The organism is Pseudomonas sp. AC239 (assembly GCF_979258545.1).
On the sequence record NZ_OZ409864.1, the window covers coordinates 3,686,971 to 3,701,982 of the forward strand.

The following is a 15,012-nucleotide window of genomic DNA, read 5'->3' on the forward strand; positions in this document are numbered from 1 at the left end:
GAGCAAGTGACAAACCCACATGTAGATCGCGAAGTCCTCGATACTTTGCGCGAGGTGATGGAGGACGGCTATACGGAATTGCTGGAGACTTTTCTGGCAGATTCGCAAAGCCGCCTGCACGAGTTGCAGGACAGCACCAGCGTCAAAGTGCTTTCCGATGTAGCGCATAGCTTCAAGGGCAGCGCCAGCAACATGGGCGCGGTTCGACTGGCCGAGTTGTGCCAGGACCTGGAGTCGAACGCCAAGGACAAAAGTCCGGAAGCGCTCGCTCAACTGGTGGCCGATATCCATTCCGAATTCGCCGAAGTACGCCCGTTGTACGAAAGCGAAAAGCACCACGCCCACATCCACTGAAGCTGCCGTCCGGCGCTTTTCGCAAGTGTCTGGCCAAACTGGCCCGGCACTTGCAGTCATCTTGCTCAACTGTACCTACGATCCCAGTGCAGCGGAGACCGTGTCATGCCTGCGACCCCCAACATTCTTCTTCAGACCGCCGCTCAGGCCAAGGCGCAAGCCGCCTCTGCCAAATCGTCGGCAATGGCCGCAGACGCCGGGGACAAGGCTTCCAGCTTCGCCAAAGTGTTTGCCGATCAAGCGCCGGCCAAGCCTGCCGTCAGCGCTGACAATTCAGTCAAACCGGCACGCGATAAGGTCGCTGATAGCAGCGCCAAAAAGGATATCGGCAAAGACCAGTCTGCCGCGCCCGAGCCAGCGGTTGCCGATAGCGGCAAAGCGTTGCCTGCCGATAAAGCGGCGGCGAGCGACGACGCGACTGCCACCGTCGATGACACCGCTGAAACCGCACAGACTCCTGTGGCCGATGCCGCGCCTGTAGACCCTGCGCTTGATCCGGCCTTGGCGCAAGTCGTCCAGCCATTGGTGGCAACGCCTGTGGTGCAGGCCCCGGTAGTCGCAACGCCAGCCCAGCCGGAAGCTGAAACGCCTGCCTTGGTCGCCTTGCCGGGCATGGTCAAAGATCCGGCGGCCACCGACAGCGATTTCGATCCTTCTGCTGATCCGCTCGATTCGCTGCCGGCCGTGCGCATGGCGATGGAGCAGGGCGGGCATATTTCTGCCGCCAGCCAGGCGCAACCGAAAGCCACGCCTGCTCAAGCTCAGGCTGACGGCGAATTGACCGCCGCGCAGAACTTCGCTGCCGGCATGGCCAGCATGCTCGATGTGCAAGCCGACAAGGACAGCACCAGTCAGGGCGGCGAAAAAGCCTTCAGCGGGTTGATCGATGATGGTCTGAAGGATTTGAAATCCGCCACCAGCGACACCCGTGTCGATGACTTCGCCAACCGTCTGGCGGCACTGACCCAGGCCGCTACGCCGAAAACCGCGAACGCGCTGCCGGTGAATCAGCCGATCGCCATGCACCAGAGCGGCTGGACCGAAGAAGTGGTCAACCGCGTCATGTACCTGTCCAGCGTCAACCTGAAGGCCGCCGACATTCAGTTGCAGCCGGCGGAGCTGGGGCGTCTGGATATCCGCGTGAACATGGTTCCCGATCAGCAGACCCAGGTCACCTTCATGAGCGCGCACCCGAGCGTGCGCGAAGCGCTCGACAGCCAGATGCATCGCCTGCGCGACATGTTCAACCAGCAGGGCATGGGCCAGGTCGACGTCAATGTCGCCGACCAGAACCGTGGCTGGCAGGGCCACCAAGGGCAGGAGCAGGCGCAGCAGGGCCAGAGTGGCCGGACCAGCGCTGCGGGTGGTCGCCTTGATTCGGTGGATGAAGAATTGGCACCGGTTACTGCCGCTGAAGTGGCGGCGCAGACCACCAGCGTCATCGGCACCAGCGCGGTCGATTATTACGCCTGACGCAACGCAATACCCAATGTGGGAGCGAGCCTGCTCGCGAATACGGTGTGACATTCAACCTATATGTTGACTGACACATTGCTTTCGCGAGCAGGCTCGCTCCCACGTTTGTTCATGGCGCCGTTCAGATGACGCGCCGACATTTCTGGCATAACACTTGCTCTTGCCTTGCCGTGCGACTGTGAAACCCCCGATTAGTGACGGATTATTGGCATGGCGAAGAGCGAAGCTGCAGCAGTAAAAGACCCCGCAACCAAAGGCAAACTCAAGCTGATCATCGTGATCGTGCTGGCGTTGCTGGTGGCCATTGGTGCATCCGTCGGGGCGACCTGGTTCTTCATGCACGGCGCGCAGAGCAAGCCTGCCGAGGCCGCTGAAGCTGCGCCGGTCGGCAAGCAGGCGGCGATTTTCGAGCCGATGGCGCCGGCCTTCGTTGCCAACTACAACCAGAACGGCCGCCAGCGCTACATGCAGGTGAGCATCACCATGCTGGCGCGTAATCAGGCCGATCTGGACGCGCTCAAAGTGCACATGCCGGTTATCCGCAACAACCTGGTAATGCTCTTCTCCGGTCAGGATTTCGCCACGCTGGCGACCCCGGTCGGGCAGGAGATGTTGCGCCAGAAGGCCACCGCCAGCGTCCAGGAAGTGGCGCAGAAAGAACTGGGCAAAGTGGTCATCGAACAGTTGCTTTTCACTAATTTCGTACTGCAGTAGGAACACGACATGGCCGTGCAGGATCTGCTGTCCCAGGATGAAATCGATGCGCTGTTGCATGGCGTCGATGATGGTCTGGTACAGACCGATAATGCTGCCGAACCCGGCAGTGTCAAAAGCTACGACCTGACCAGCCAGGATCGCATCGTCCGTGGACGCATGCCGACGCTGGAAATGATCAACGAGCGTTTCGCCCGCTACACCCGCATCAGCATGTTCAACATGCTGCGCCGCTCGGCGGACGTGGCTGTCGGTGGCGTGCAGGTGATGAAGTTCGGCGAATACGTGCACTCGCTGTACGTGCCGACCAGCCTCAACCTGGTCAAGATCAAACCGCTGCGCGGCACCGCGCTGTTCATCCTCGACGCCAAGCTGGTGTTCAAGCTGGTGGACAACTTCTTCGGCGGCGACGGCCGTCACGCCAAGATCGAAGGGCGTGAATTCACCCCGACCGAACTGCGCGTAGTGCGCATGGTGCTCGAGCAGGCTTTCGTCGATCTGAAAGAAGCCTGGCAGGCGATCATGGAAGTCAACTTCGAGTACATCAACTCGGAAGTGAACCCGGCCATGGCCAACATCGTCGGCCCGAGCGAAGCGATTGTGGTCTCCACCTTCCATATCGAACTCGATGGCGGCGGCGGCGATCTGCACGTGACCATGCCGTACTCGATGATCGAGCCGGTGCGCGAGATGCTCGACGCCGGTTTCCAGTCCGACCTCGACGATCAGGACGAGCGCTGGGTCAACGCGCTGCGCCAGGACGTGCTCGATGTCGACGTGCCCATCGGTGCCACCGTGGCCCGCCGCCAGTTGAAGCTGCGCGACATCCTGCACATGCAACCGGGCGATGTGATCCCGGTCGAGATGCCGGAAGACATGATCATGCGCGCCAACGGCGTGCCGGCCTTCAAGGTCAAGATGGGCTCGCACAAAGGCAACCTCGCGTTGCAAGTGATCGAGCCGATCGAGCGTCGCTGAGGCGGCGCCTTTCACCCCCGTATTTAACCGAATTGTTGCCCGCCGAGGACACATGATGAACGACGATATGAACGCGCAGGACGATCAGGCACTGGCCGATGAATGGGCTGCGGCCCTGGAAGAAACCGGTGATGCCGGCCAGGCTGACATCGATGCACTGCTGGCCGCCGACGCCGGTACTTCCAGCTCCAACCGTCTGCCGATGGAAGAGTTTGGCAGCGTGCCGAAGAACAATGATCCGGTGACCCTCGACGGTCCGAATCTGGACGTGATCCTCGACATCCCGGTGTCGATCTCGATGGAAGTCGGCAGCACCGACATCAATATCCGCAACCTGCTGCAACTCAACCAGGGTTCGGTGATCGAGCTTGATCGGCTGGCCGGTGAGCCGCTCGACGTGCTGGTCAACGGCACCCTGATCGCTCACGGCGAAGTAGTGGTAGTCAACGAGAAGTTCGGCATACGCCTGACTGACGTGATCAGCCCAAGCGAACGCATCAAGAAGCTGCGCTGAGTGAAGAGGTTTCTCTGGGTTCTGCTGGCATGGCCGTTGAGCGTGCTGGCTGCCGAGCCGAGCGCAACCACGGCTGCGCCGGCCGCCACCGCGCCGATGGTCAACAGCGGCGTGGCCGGTCAGTTGACGCAACTGGTGTTCGGCTTGCTGCTGGTGCTGGGCCTGATCTTCTTCCTCGCCTGGCTGTTGCGCCGGGTGCAGCAGGCAGGTCCGGCGGGCAAGGGCCAGGTGATCGAGCTGATCGGTTCGCGCGCGCTCGGTCCGCGTGACCGTTTGCTGCTGGTGCAGGTCGGCAACGAGCAGATTCTGCTCGGCTTGAGCCCCGGCACCATCACCGCGCTGCATGTGCTCAAGGAACCGGTCGACGTGCCTGCGACCAGTGAAAAAGCGACCCCGGAGTTTGCTCAGCATCTGCTGAAGATTCTCGGCAAGGACCAAAAGGATACGAAGTAATGGGTGCGCTCCGCATCGTCTTGACGCTGGTCCTGTTGCTGGCCGCGCCGCTGGCGTTGGCCGCCGATCCGTTGTCGATCCCGGCGATCACGCTGGGCACCAACGCCGACGGCGCGCAGGAATATTCGGTCAGTCTGCAGATCCTGCTGATCATGACCGCGCTGAGCTTTATTCCGGCGGCGGTCATCCTGATGACCAGCTTCACGCGAATCATCATCGTCTTCTCGATCCTGCGTCAGGCCCTCGGCCTGCAACAGACGCCGTCGAACCAGATCCTCACCGGCATGGCCCTGTTCCTGACGCTGTTCATCATGGCGCCGGTCTTCGACCGGGTGAACAAGGACGCGCTGCAACCGTATCTGGCTGAAACCCTGACCGCCCAGCAAGCGGTGGAAAAGGCCCAGGTGCCGATCAAGGACTTCATGCTTGCGCAGACGCGCAGCAGTGATCTGGAGCTGTTCATGCGCCTGTCCAAGCGCACCGACATCGCCACCCCGGATCAGGCGCCGCTGACCATTCTGGTGCCGGCGTTCGTCACCTCCGAACTCAAAACCGCGTTCCAGATCGGCTTCATGATCTTCATCCCGTTCCTGATCATCGACCTCGTTGTGGCGAGCGTGCTGATGGCCATGGGTATGATGATGCTCTCGCCGCTGATCATCTCGCTGCCGTTCAAGATCATGCTGTTCGTGCTGGTCGATGGCTGGGCGCTGATTATCGGTACTCTGGCCAGCAGTTTTGGAGGTGTGTCGCCATGACGCCGGAAGTCGCGGTCGATATCTTTCGTGAAGCGCTGTGGCTGACCACCATGATGGTCGCCATCCTGGTGGTGCCGAGCCTTCTGGTCGGCCTGCTGGTGTCGATGTTCCAGGCCGCCACGCAGATCAACGAACAGACCCTGAGCTTCCTGCCGCGTCTGCTGGTGATGCTGGTGACCTTGATCATCGGCGGTCCGTGGATCGTGCAGACGTTCATGGAATACATCATCCAGTTGTACAAAAACATTCCGATGGTCATCGGCTAAGCCATGCAATCGCTGCTTCAGCTGACCGACACCCAGATCAGCACCTGGGTGGCGTCGTTCATGTTGCCGCTGTTTCGCGTCGCCTCGATGCTGATGGTCATGCCGATTTTCGGGACCACCCTGATTCCACGGCGCGTGCGCCTGTACTTTGCTGTGGCGATTACCGTGGTGATCACGCCGGCGTTGCCACCGATGCCGGCCGTCAGCCCGCTGGATCTCAGCGGCCTGCTGCTGATTGCCGAGCAGATTCTGGTCGGCGCGGTTTTGGGCTTTTCCCTGCAATTGTTCTTTCAGGCATTTGCCGTGGCCGGGCAGATCGTCGCGATCCAGATGGGCATGGGCTTCGCCTCGATGATCGACCCCACCAACGGCGTTTCGGTGGCGGTGATCGGGCAGTTCTTCACCATGCTGGTGACGCTGTTGTTTCTGTCGATGAACGGCCATCTGGTGGTCTTCGAAGTCCTCACCGAGAGTTTCACCACGCTGCCGGTCGGCGGCGGTCTGATGACCGCGCATTACTGGGAGCTGGCCGGCAAGCTCGGCTGGGTGCTCGGCGCCGCGTTGCTGCTGGTATTGCCGGCGGTGACTGCGCTGCTGGTGGTCAACATCGCTTTCGGCGTAATGACGCGGGCCGCGCCGCAATTGAACATCTTCTCGATCGGTTTTCCGCTGACCCTGGTGCTAGGCCTGTTCATTGTCTGGGTCGGGCTGGCGGATATTCTCAATCAGTATCAGCCGCTGGCCAGCGAGGCCCTGCAGTTGCTACGCGAACTGGCACGGGCGCGCTGAGTCATGGCAGAGAGCGAAAGCGGTCAGGACAAAACAGAAGACCCCACGGAGAAACGCAAAAAGGACTCCCGTGAGAAGGGCGAGATTGCCCGCTCCAAAGAGCTCAACACTCTGGCCGTGATGATGGCCGGTGCCTCTGCGCTGCTGATCTTCGGCGGCATGCTCGCGCAAGAACTGATGGACGTGATGCGCTTGAACTTCACCCTGTCCCGCGAAGTGGTGATGGACCAGGGCGCCATGGGCCGGTTTTTGCTGGAGTCGGGCCTGATCGCGCTGCTGGCGATTCAGCCGGTGATGATCACCCTGTTGCTCGCCGCCATCATCGGGCCGATCTCTCTCGGTGGCTGGCTGTTTGCCGCAAGCTCCCTGGCGCCCAAGTTCAGCCGCATGAACCCGGCCGCCGGCCTCAAGCGCATGTTCTCCTTCAAGGCCGTAGTCGAACTGCTAAAGGCACTGGCCAAGTTTCTGATTACGTTGGGCGTGGCGTTGCTGGTGTTGTCCGCCGACGTCGATGACCTCTTGCGCATCGCCCACGAACCACTGGACATGGCGATCATCCACAGTGTTTTGCTGGTGGGCTGGAGCACGCTGTGGCTGGCCTGCGGCCTGATCATCATCGCCGCCGTCGACGTGCCGGTGCAGCTCTGGGAAGCGCACAAGAAACTGCTGATGACCAAGCAGGAAGTGCGCGACGAGCACAAGGACCAGGAAGGTCGCCCTGAGGTCAAGCAACGCATCCGCCAGACCCAGCGGGAAATGTCCCAGCGCCGCATGATGGCGGCGATTCCCGAAGCCGACGTGGTCATTACCAACCCGACCCACTACGCCGTCGCGCTCAAATACGACTCGGAGAAGGGCGGCGCACCGGTACTGCTGGCCAAGGGCAGCGACTTCATCGCCCTGAAAATCCGCGAGATTGCCGTGGCCAACAACGTGATGCTGCTCGAGTCGCCTGCGTTGGCGCGCTCGATTTATTACTCAACTGAGCTTGAGCAGGAAATTCCTGGCGGGCTGTATCTGGCAGTGGCGCAGGTGCTGGCCTACGTCTACCAGATCCGCCAGCACCAGGCAGGCAAGGGCAAGCGGCCGGATCCGTTGAAGGATGATTTGCCGATTCCGCCGGATTTGCGGCGCGATTCCTGACGTTGTTGTGCAGCCGTTGGGTATTGAGCACCTGATCGTCTCACCGCGTACACAGCCGAAAACGAAGAACCCGCCGCCCCGATTTAACGGGGCAGCGGTTGTTTATGCCTGCACATATGCGGGTCGGCTCCTGCAGCGGTCATTGCGGCGGGGGGGTTATTGATCGTGCCTACGCTCTGCGTGGCAGTGCCGTTGGTCTGGAAAGGCCTTGAACCTGTCAACTCTGACAGAAGACGGGGAGCTGTCCATAGCAGCGAAATAGTGGGCGGACATTTTCCGTAACCTGGAGAGCACGATCATGGTAGAGCGTATTTACCGAAAACTTGAGGGCATGGGGCTGAAGTTTGTTTCAGGACGACTTGAACAGAATACACAGGAGCGGACCATCGGTTACACCGTCACTTTCGACATGGATCTGGACTTCACCCATTTCAAGCAGATGGCCAATCAATATATCCCGAACTATCTCGACAGCCGCGCCAACGCGATCAGGCCTGAGCTGGATGGTTTGGCTGGCCACAATTCCTACAACCTGTTGGCAGAGGTGGAAAATATCGGTGGCAATCAGGCGTTGTTCGCACTCTTCACCTCCCCCAAAAATTACAACGATCAATGGGCGACCGGTCCTAAACGGTGAGTGCGTTATGGCAAACCGCAGTTTGTGCAGGACGGGCAAAAGCTACGCGTGACTGCACGCAGAGACTTCAGATCGCTGGATGACACTGCTCAGATCAAACTCGGTGAGTTGCCGGTCATTCAGTTTCATTGGGAGCTCAATCTGCTGCAAAGTGATCTGGCGGCTCCGGGAGTCACTGCGCCAGTGACCAAGGTCGTGTTGATGTACATGAATGAGGACTTCGTTGAAGTCGAAGGTGAGCAGCTTTTTCGGGGAACACTCTACATTGACCGCAATCGGCTCGGCTTCGGCAATATTGCGCCCGATCAGATCCTGGCCGCGCAATAACCTGCGTTAAAAAACGCCGTCCCGGTTGCGCGGTGCGGCGGTTTTTATGCCTGCAAACATGGCTTGGCTGTAAGGCTGCTTAGATCGACAATGGCAGCCACCGCCAAGGCGCACAATCCGACGGAGTAGCCGATCAGGCAAGGTCTACTCTTAATGAGACTGTGAGTACAGTGTCCTCCTTGAGTTCTTTCAGCCACTGCACCGGGGCCGCCACCGACAACCCATCCGGCGCATCGTTGGGCTCTCCTGACCTCACGTCAGTGCTGACCGGATTGCCATTCTTGTCGATGCCGCTACAGGTAACCCAGACTGGCTGCCCTGGCTTGAACGACGTCCATTGCTGCGCGAGGATCAGCGCACCTGCCGGTAGTTGTTGGACGTTCAATTCCTTGCTGACGCTGCCTGCGATGTTCGGCGTCGGCAAACGCGAGTCCTCATCGGCGATTTTTTTAACGTCAAACTTTACCACCGGAGATTCCCCGGCTGGCACTCCAGCACGAATCAATTTCCACTGAAACTCGATCGACTTCCCATGCCATGCCGCCAGATAGGTGGCGCGCAATAAAGTCTTTGCGACCCCTCCCACAAAATCCACCGGCTCAAGTGGCGGTGCACCCACCGGCGCATTCACCTGGACGAACTGAGCCTTATCGCCTTGCTGTGCTGTGAAATCTTTGATCTGCAGCCACACTCCGTTCGGATAAGCCAAGACATCGATCGGGCTCACAGCGGGTGGCGCCAGGGTTGGCGGTGGCTGAACTGGCCGAGGTTTCAAGTGCACATCGATAGCTAATGGCAGCGAACGTGCCGATCCGTTAGTCAGATAATCGACAACGTAATAGAAGAACTGGAACGCGGGGGAATCACCCTCTTGTTCGAACACTGATCTGGGAATCGGGATATCTATACTGGGTGGAACGGGTGGAAGTGGCGAAGTGGTCTCCGGCACCAGTTGGTGCTTGAACAGGTAGCCTTCGCAGATCACATGGATTCGGTCGTACCAATTAGCTTTGTTATAGCTAACGGTCAAAAAAAACTTGTCCGCTTCGTCGGGACCGACACTGGTGTGGCTGGCCTTGAGTCTCAGCACTGGCGGCGTGCCACCTGGCGGAAAGCTATGGTAGAGCAGCTTCAGTTCCGGGGTTAGCACCTCCTCTTGGGAGCTGCGCTTGATACCAAAGCTAACCCTGTTGAGACCTGAATGGAAACGTCCGGCTGGCATCAATAAAGATGTGTCTTTTGATTCTTCTTTCTCTTTGATAGTCGTGTTAGCTACCAGGTCATCATTGAGATAAAGCCTGACCACATCGCCTTTTTGCTGATTGAGATAGGCAAGCATGATCATTTCGAATCCGTTCTCATCCATTCCGTCTTCAATGGATACGCCGCCATGGTAGTTCTCATGGGCGGGTTGCAAAACAATCATCTCAGGCGCATAGGGCTGGGACAGCCGGACGGTTTTAGGTTCACGCTTGCATTCCATGATGAATCTCCAAGCTACGTTGCGGGTTGGCTTGCAGATATGTAGTTCCAGAAAAGTCTTTTAGTCACCTGTCAAACCTGACAGGTAGGAGCGTGTTTCCGACGAGTGGCTGTTGGAGCGGCAGTCCGATAATTACGCCGAAGCCAGGGGCGGGGGTGTGTAGCGCATGGAATCGTTGTGGAGATTGAACCGATACCGGAGCGTCGGTCGGTCAAACGAATTTTGGATGTGTGGGGCTACCATTCGTCGGATTCACCTGCCTACCTGTAATTTCTGACAGTAGCCAAATCTCCCGTTCGGGAGTGTAAATGCCTGTACCGCACCCACGCTGATCAGGACGCTCGCCCATGGCTAATCAGACCTCGAATTCCCCGGATACCCGTAACGCTGGTACTCCGGTGTTCTTTCCAAAGCGCACCTATACGATCACTTCAAAAAAGTATGGTGAGCCGACGTTCACCAATGCGCCCTATACCATTGCACCGGGTGGGCGGCTCAAGGATATTGAATTGCTCCTGACTACCGGCAATACGCCAGTTGCCGGTGGTCATGTCAGTCTGATGATTCCGGACGACTTCAAATACGCCGATGGTCTCAGTGGCAAGCGTGACTTCGTCACCGACGCTGGCGGTAGAGTCAGCATCAGCGGGGTAAAAGGCACGCCTGTGCCCGGTCCCTACACCTTGATCGCTTCCAGTGGTGCTAAGACCGCCAAGGCAGATGTGACGGTTACTGCCTTGGGGCCGGTCGGCAGCATCCCGGTCGGAAAGAACCCGTGGAACATCGCCGTCAGTCCGGATGGCGCCCGCGCATATGTTTGCAATAGTTATGGCGAATCGGTGTCGGTGATTGATACGGCAACGAATCGGGTCATGGCCGAGATCCCGACTGGGAAAGCGAAGGGGGTCGGTTTTAGTCCAGACAGCAAACGCGCTTATGTAAGTGGTGCTGAAGACACCGTCTTGGTGATTGATACGGCGACGAATAAGGTTCTACAGACCGTTGCGGTCGGAATGCGGCCGAGCGGCGTCGCGGTCAGCCCGGATGGTAGCCGCGCTTATGTTTGCAATGAGGCTGATAAAACTGTCTCTGTGATAGATACGGCGACGAATGGAGTCCTGACAACCATACCGGTCGGTGGGCAACCGCACGATGTCGCTTTCAACCCGGACGGTACCCTAGCCTATATCACTTGTGGGGGTTCGCTGTCGGTATGGTTGATTGATACGGTGACATATCAAGTCCAGCAGGGCATCGAATTCGACTACCGAAGTTATTACGTCGCTATCAGTCTGGACGGTACCCGCGTTTTTGTCAGTCAAGATCAAAGCGAAAAAGTCTGGGTATTTAACGCGGCGATAGATCAGGTACTGGCGCAAATCGAGGTCCCGCGGAATCCAGGAGGCCTCGCTCTCAGTCCAGACGGTAGCGTCATCTATGTCTGCAGCGGTGTTGGCAAGGTGGTCTCGGTGATTGATACGGAGACGTATCAAGTCCGCAGAAACATCCCTGTCGGCGAATTTCCGCTCGGGATCGCCGTTAGTAAGGATGGCAGCCTGGCTTATGTTACCCAATTCAGTGATAACACGGTCTCGGTGATTGAGCTTCAGGTTTGAACGTTATTATCAGCAACCAATGCAGCCCAAGACGCTAAGCGTCACTATCCGAACCGACGCCGAGCGTTTTTAGGCATTCCCGCGGGAGCGTTGGAATGCCTTAACGGAGCGCGCTACCGTGGCAACTCCAGATTATCCAGCACCCGATTCACCGCCAATTCTCCGAGCATGATCAGCTGTGCAATCCCCATCAGCGTCCGGCGCTGGGATGGTTTCACCAGCCCGGCGAATTCCTGGGCGATGGTTTTGGCCGAGGCGAGGGTTTCGCAGGCGTTGGCCAGCAGGTCTTCGTTTTTGGTGTCGGCGGTGACGGCGTACATGGCGCGGGAGCTGAAGGGTGGCGGGGTGGAGCCGGGTGGGCAGAGGTAGTGGTCGAGGGCGCGGTCGGCGGCTTGGTGGAGTTTTTTTGAATCGAGGGATTCGTAGGGGGAGGTGGGGTCGGTTTCGGGTGGGTTGGGTGTTGGTTTGATCATGGCGAAGCTCCTTTGAAGTGGAGCCGCTACAACCTGTCGCTAAACAGGAAGGGTGGCGGCTGTACGCGGGTTAGCGAACCGGTCAAAGGCACCCGGCAGACCCGAAGGTCTCCCGCATACAGCCACCATGACGAAATCGCGAAAATACAGATCCGCAACGAAGCCTGGAACGCTGATGCACCTTTGACATGAGTTCGAGTCGCTAAACCCGATCGCTGATTCGTCAGCGACCGGACCACAATAGAACCCGACCCCAAAGCGCACAAGCCGGCGGATTCTGGCTTGGCTGTAGGCAAAGGCGCAAGGATTTGTAGCCTCGAAGGCGTGTCTGGAGGTGTCTTTTAAACACCTGAGTTTAAAAGGCGATTTGCGCTGACTTCAGTGACTTCTCCGCGAGCAAGATCGCTCCCACATTTGGAATGCGTTTCCCTGTGGGAGCGAGCTTGCTCGCGAAAGGGCCATCCCGGTCAGCAGAAACCTCGATGAAGTCCCGCTGCCCAAGTTGCTGGTTAAATAAATTCGCCCCCTTTTCTCGATTATTACTCCATCTTTGCGATACAGAGTGCGATGTAGGAGCCAGGCTGGGAACCAGTTGACGCAGGAATAAAGGTACCCATTCCGGAGCCCGAGGTTTGCACCCACGTGAAACCGGTCTGGGTTGGAAGTCCAGGATACGTTATATACCATCCCGGAAAATAACGACGTTCTGAGTGGTTTCCCGCGACCAGCACTCTGAACTTCACGTTGAGCTGATTAACGTCGGTACTATTAGGTGGAAAGGGGCTACCACCAACACTTCTCATCCAAGCTTGGGCGGCGGTGTGGCTGAGATTAGTGCCACCATATAGAACTTTTCGTACATTACTTGCGTTCACAAGAATATCTCGAGACTGTCCCGAAGCATCCGATACGGTAATGGTGGCTGCCCCGTTCGCTACAGAGCGAATCGTGCCCGAGCTGTCTACAGACACAATACCAGGGGCGCTTGATGCATAGGTATATGGCGCTTTCCCCCCAGTAGCTGGACGTGTCACGGCTGTATTTGGCAAATCCGTACCGGTTAGCTCCCATCCAACCGCTGCAAGATCGACGGTGTAATTCAGTCCAGACAAACTGACGGGCGAAGTGTCTACTGAGAGGGCGGACACCGCAGTTAGATTCCTTTCCGCTGATACTTGGCCACTACCATAAAGTGCCTTGGCCTTATAGCTATGATTTCCCTCGGCCAAGTCGTTATCTTGATGGCTCCAAACGCCCGCGTCGCTAACCGTCGCTTTGCCTATCGAGACAGTGTCATCAATAATCTCGACTTCCAGACGAGGTGTGGCAGTGCCGCTCAGTTTGATAGTGGTATCTGATGTGAATCCATTGTTTGGTATTTCCACTCCTCCGGAGTCCTTAGCCGAATCAATGGCAGGCGTCAGCGCGTCCGAAAGAGTAAAAATCCTCTCGGCAGAGATCTGCCCCGTGCCGTAGTCTGCTTTCGCGGTAAATGTCCGAGTTCCGACGCCCGACAATGTGGTTTCGTAAGTCCATTCGCCATCGGCATTGACCGGCCATTTTCCTTTTGAGGTACTTCCCTCGAAAACCTCGACTCGCTGCCGTGGTGTCGCAGTACCGGTCAGCTTCACTTGAGGATCGACGGTGCCACCGTTATGCAGGATTTCCTTGTTCAGGGAATCCGTTACCGAGGTGATTTCCGGTTTCAGGTCAATTGGGGCAGTGTCGGTTACGGTAGCTTTGGCTGTGTTGGAGCTCCCCACCAGATCACTATTAGGCCTGCGCAGTTCGTAAGTCACGGTAACGCTACTGCCCGCGAAAACCTTGTCGTAGGGCACTTCAAGGAACAAGGTTTTCTTGGAGCCAAAAGGATCCGCTTCAACTTTTCCGGGGACAGTCACCACTACGTCGGTGGGCTGGCCTGTGTTTTTAGCGGTGTAGGTTGCGAGCACTTCATCGCCCGCCACAAAGCGGTTGTCCGCCGTCAGAACCACCACCAATAACGGATTACCGGCCAGTTTTTCCAGATCGATGATGCTCGCGTCGTCTCCCGGGAAGTCTTCCAGTCGTTCCAGCAGAATCGGCATCGGCAGCAGAATGCCATCCAGATCCTCATCCACCGTCTGCACCGGCGACCACGGCGCATCGGTATCCGGGCCGTTGCCGATCTGGTCGGTGACGGAAAAGACAAAATCCAGCTTTTTATCCTCGCGTTTAGCCTTGTCCAGAAAGGCGCGGGTAATGGTGAAGCAAATAGTGATGGGCGTTTCGGAGCCGGGATTCGGTGGCTGCGGTGCCTGATTCGGATTGACCCTGGGCTTGGGTTCCAGCAGTTCGCCGTTGCACTTGAGGGTGATGACGTCATACGCCCGGCAATACGGGTAGGCCACGCACACTTCGGCGCTGACGAAGTCCGGGCCGACGCCGTTCTTGATCACATCGGGCAGCAGCAACTTGAGTTCGGAGTGGCCACCGGGGTCGGTCAGGCGATCCTTCAGGCCAGGGCGGATGCGGTTATAGAGGATTTCCAGCATTGGTTCAGAGGTGCCGATATTGCTGCTGCCACGTTTGACGGTGTAGTACAGCTTGTTGACCTTGTCCGGATGCAGGCGACCCTTGGGAATGCGCAATGTGGTGCGCACGTCCGGATCCTCAATGGTCTTGCTGTCCAGTGCGGCTGGTTCATTCTCAAGCCAAAGCTCCATGATATCGCCGCGATCCATGGTGCCCTTCAACGGTGGGTCGACCAGGACATAGGCGCCTTCACCGTCGGTGACCAGATCATAGTTCACCAAAGACAAGCCGATATGTGCACCTACCACGGGCTTGGTCTGGCCGTTGACCATTGGCGGGAGAAGGACGAGGACGGTGTTGTCCGGTGGGGTTGAGGTGGTCATGGATGAGGCTCCTGCGCGGTGGGAATGGGCAGGGGTTATCAGAGCGCTTAATTGAACATTGCGCACCTGTCAGATCTGACAGGTGCCGATGGGTTTCTGACGAATGGTCGGGTTGAGCGATGGAGCAATGAGGC

Annotated in this window: 16 protein-coding genes; 13 read left to right on the forward strand and 3 right to left on the reverse strand. The window is 58.1% G+C overall.

Annotation, left to right across the window (positions count from 1 at the left end; genetic code table 11):
• The first annotated feature begins 6 nt into the window (after positions 1-6).
• From ACZ0AZ_RS16785 to ACZ0AZ_RS16840, 12 genes are all read left to right on the forward strand, one after another.
• The gene (locus ACZ0AZ_RS16785) at positions 7-354 is read left to right on the forward strand and encodes an Hpt domain-containing protein (protein WP_039761184.1); all 348 of its coding nucleotides are present in this window, start codon (positions 7-9) and stop codon (positions 352-354) included.
• Between the two features lie 105 nt (positions 355-459).
• On the forward strand, positions 460-1,827 hold the full coding sequence (locus tag ACZ0AZ_RS16790; RefSeq protein ID WP_463537759.1) for a flagellar hook-length control protein FliK: 1,368 nt from the start codon (positions 460-462) through the stop codon (positions 1,825-1,827).
• Positions 1,828-2,040: 213 nt separating this feature from the next.
• Positions 2,041-2,544 carry a flagellar basal body-associated protein FliL gene (gene fliL / locus ACZ0AZ_RS16795; RefSeq protein WP_016771071.1) on the forward strand — a complete coding sequence of 168 codons (504 nt, stop codon included), beginning with the start codon at positions 2,041-2,043 and terminating at the stop codon, positions 2,542-2,544.
• 9 nt (positions 2,545-2,553) lie between these two features.
• Positions 2,554-3,522: a flagellar motor switch protein FliM gene (fliM, locus tag ACZ0AZ_RS16800; protein WP_003222890.1), complete on the forward strand. Its 969-nt coding sequence runs from the start codon at positions 2,554-2,556 to the stop codon at positions 3,520-3,522.
• 55 nt (positions 3,523-3,577) lie between these two features.
• Positions 3,578-4,036 carry a flagellar motor switch protein FliN gene (gene fliN, locus ACZ0AZ_RS16805; RefSeq protein WP_016771070.1) on the forward strand — a complete coding sequence of 153 codons (459 nt, stop codon included), beginning with the start codon at positions 3,578-3,580 and terminating at the stop codon, positions 4,034-4,036.
• Positions 4,037-4,489, forward strand: coding sequence for a flagellar biosynthetic protein FliO (gene fliO, locus ACZ0AZ_RS16810; protein ID WP_463537760.1), 453 nt, complete (start codon positions 4,037-4,039; stop codon positions 4,487-4,489). It abuts the gene before it with no gap.
• Entirely contained in the window at positions 4,489-5,247 is a 759-nt protein-coding gene (gene fliP / locus ACZ0AZ_RS16815) for a flagellar type III secretion system pore protein FliP (RefSeq protein ID WP_039761192.1), read from the forward strand. Before fliO ends, fliP begins: the two co-directional genes overlap by 1 nt.
• Positions 5,244-5,513: a flagellar biosynthesis protein FliQ gene (fliQ, locus tag ACZ0AZ_RS16820; protein WP_016771067.1), complete on the forward strand. Its 270-nt coding sequence runs from the start codon at positions 5,244-5,246 to the stop codon at positions 5,511-5,513. Before fliP ends, fliQ begins: the two co-directional genes overlap by 4 nt.
• Before the next feature lie 3 nt (positions 5,514-5,516).
• Positions 5,517-6,302 carry a flagellar biosynthetic protein FliR gene (gene fliR / locus ACZ0AZ_RS16825; RefSeq protein ID WP_090282367.1) on the forward strand — a complete coding sequence of 262 codons (786 nt, stop codon included), beginning with the start codon at positions 5,517-5,519 and terminating at the stop codon, positions 6,300-6,302.
• Between the two features lie 3 nt (positions 6,303-6,305).
• Positions 6,306-7,445 (forward strand): flagellar biosynthesis protein FlhB, encoded by a 1,140-nt coding sequence (flhB, locus tag ACZ0AZ_RS16830; RefSeq protein WP_129999032.1) that lies wholly within the window; start codon positions 6,306-6,308, stop codon positions 7,443-7,445.
• A gap of 298 nt (positions 7,446-7,743) precedes the next feature.
• Positions 7,744-8,082 (forward strand): hypothetical protein, encoded by a 339-nt coding sequence (locus ACZ0AZ_RS16835; protein ID WP_463537761.1) that lies wholly within the window; start codon positions 7,744-7,746, stop codon positions 8,080-8,082.
• Positions 8,083-8,409, forward strand: coding sequence for a hypothetical protein (locus ACZ0AZ_RS16840; protein WP_463537762.1), 327 nt, complete (start codon positions 8,083-8,085; stop codon positions 8,407-8,409).
• 133 nt (positions 8,410-8,542) lie between these two features.
• Here the strand turns inward: ACZ0AZ_RS16840 and ACZ0AZ_RS16845 are convergent, their stop codons facing one another.
• Positions 8,543-9,892: a hypothetical protein gene (locus ACZ0AZ_RS16845; RefSeq protein WP_463570765.1), complete on the reverse strand. Its 1,350-nt coding sequence runs from the start codon at positions 9,890-9,892 to the stop codon at positions 8,543-8,545.
• 347 nt (positions 9,893-10,239) lie between these two features.
• On the opposite strand from ACZ0AZ_RS16845, the gene ACZ0AZ_RS16850 reads away from it, so the two are divergent.
• On the forward strand, positions 10,240-11,508 hold the full coding sequence (locus ACZ0AZ_RS16850; protein ID WP_463570763.1) for a cytochrome D1 domain-containing protein: 1,269 nt from the start codon (positions 10,240-10,242) through the stop codon (positions 11,506-11,508).
• Positions 11,509-11,621: 113 nt separating this feature from the next.
• Here ACZ0AZ_RS16850 and ACZ0AZ_RS16855 read toward each other — a convergent pair whose 3' ends face one another.
• Both ACZ0AZ_RS16855 and ACZ0AZ_RS16860 read right to left on the reverse strand, forming a co-directional pair.
• Positions 11,622-11,981 carry a DUF6124 family protein gene (locus ACZ0AZ_RS16855; protein WP_463537766.1) on the reverse strand — a complete coding sequence of 120 codons (360 nt, stop codon included), beginning with the start codon at positions 11,979-11,981 and terminating at the stop codon, positions 11,622-11,624.
• A gap of 539 nt (positions 11,982-12,520) precedes the next feature.
• Positions 12,521-14,878, reverse strand: coding sequence for an Ig-like domain-containing protein (locus ACZ0AZ_RS16860; protein ID WP_463570761.1), 2,358 nt, complete (start codon positions 14,876-14,878; stop codon positions 12,521-12,523).
• Positions 14,879-15,012: the final 134 nt, after the last annotated feature.

Bases quoted from the DNA above. Each gene is read 5' to 3' on its own strand.
- ACZ0AZ_RS16790 (WP_463537759.1), top strand. From the start codon at position 460: ATGCCTGCGACCCCCAACATTCTTCTTCAGACCGCCGCTCAGGCCAAG.
- fliL (WP_016771071.1), top strand. From the start codon at position 2,041: ATGGCGAAGAGCGAAGCTGCAGCAGTAAAAGACCCCGCAACCAAAGGC.
- ACZ0AZ_RS16835 (WP_463537761.1), top strand. From the start codon at position 7,744: ATGGTAGAGCGTATTTACCGAAAACTTGAGGGCATGGGGCTGAAGTTT.
- fliR (WP_090282367.1), top strand. From the start codon at position 5,517: ATGCAATCGCTGCTTCAGCTGACCGACACCCAGATCAGCACCTGGGTG.
- fliN (WP_016771070.1), top strand. From the start codon at position 3,578: ATGAACGACGATATGAACGCGCAGGACGATCAGGCACTGGCCGATGAA.
- ACZ0AZ_RS16860 (WP_463570761.1), bottom strand. From the start codon at position 14,878: ATGACCACCTCAACCCCACCGGACAACACCGTCCTCGTCCTTCTCCCG.
- fliM (WP_003222890.1), top strand. From the start codon at position 2,554: ATGGCCGTGCAGGATCTGCTGTCCCAGGATGAAATCGATGCGCTGTTG.
- fliQ (WP_016771067.1), top strand. From the start codon at position 5,244: ATGACGCCGGAAGTCGCGGTCGATATCTTTCGTGAAGCGCTGTGGCTG.
- flhB (WP_129999032.1), top strand. From the start codon at position 6,306: ATGGCAGAGAGCGAAAGCGGTCAGGACAAAACAGAAGACCCCACGGAG.
- ACZ0AZ_RS16850 (WP_463570763.1), top strand. From the start codon at position 10,240: ATGGCTAATCAGACCTCGAATTCCCCGGATACCCGTAACGCTGGTACT.
- fliP (WP_039761192.1), top strand. From the start codon at position 4,489: ATGGGTGCGCTCCGCATCGTCTTGACGCTGGTCCTGTTGCTGGCCGCG.
- ACZ0AZ_RS16845 (WP_463570765.1), bottom strand. From the start codon at position 9,892: ATGGAATGCAAGCGTGAACCTAAAACCGTCCGGCTGTCCCAGCCCTAT.
- ACZ0AZ_RS16855 (WP_463537766.1), bottom strand. From the start codon at position 11,981: ATGATCAAACCAACACCCAACCCACCCGAAACCGACCCCACCTCCCCC.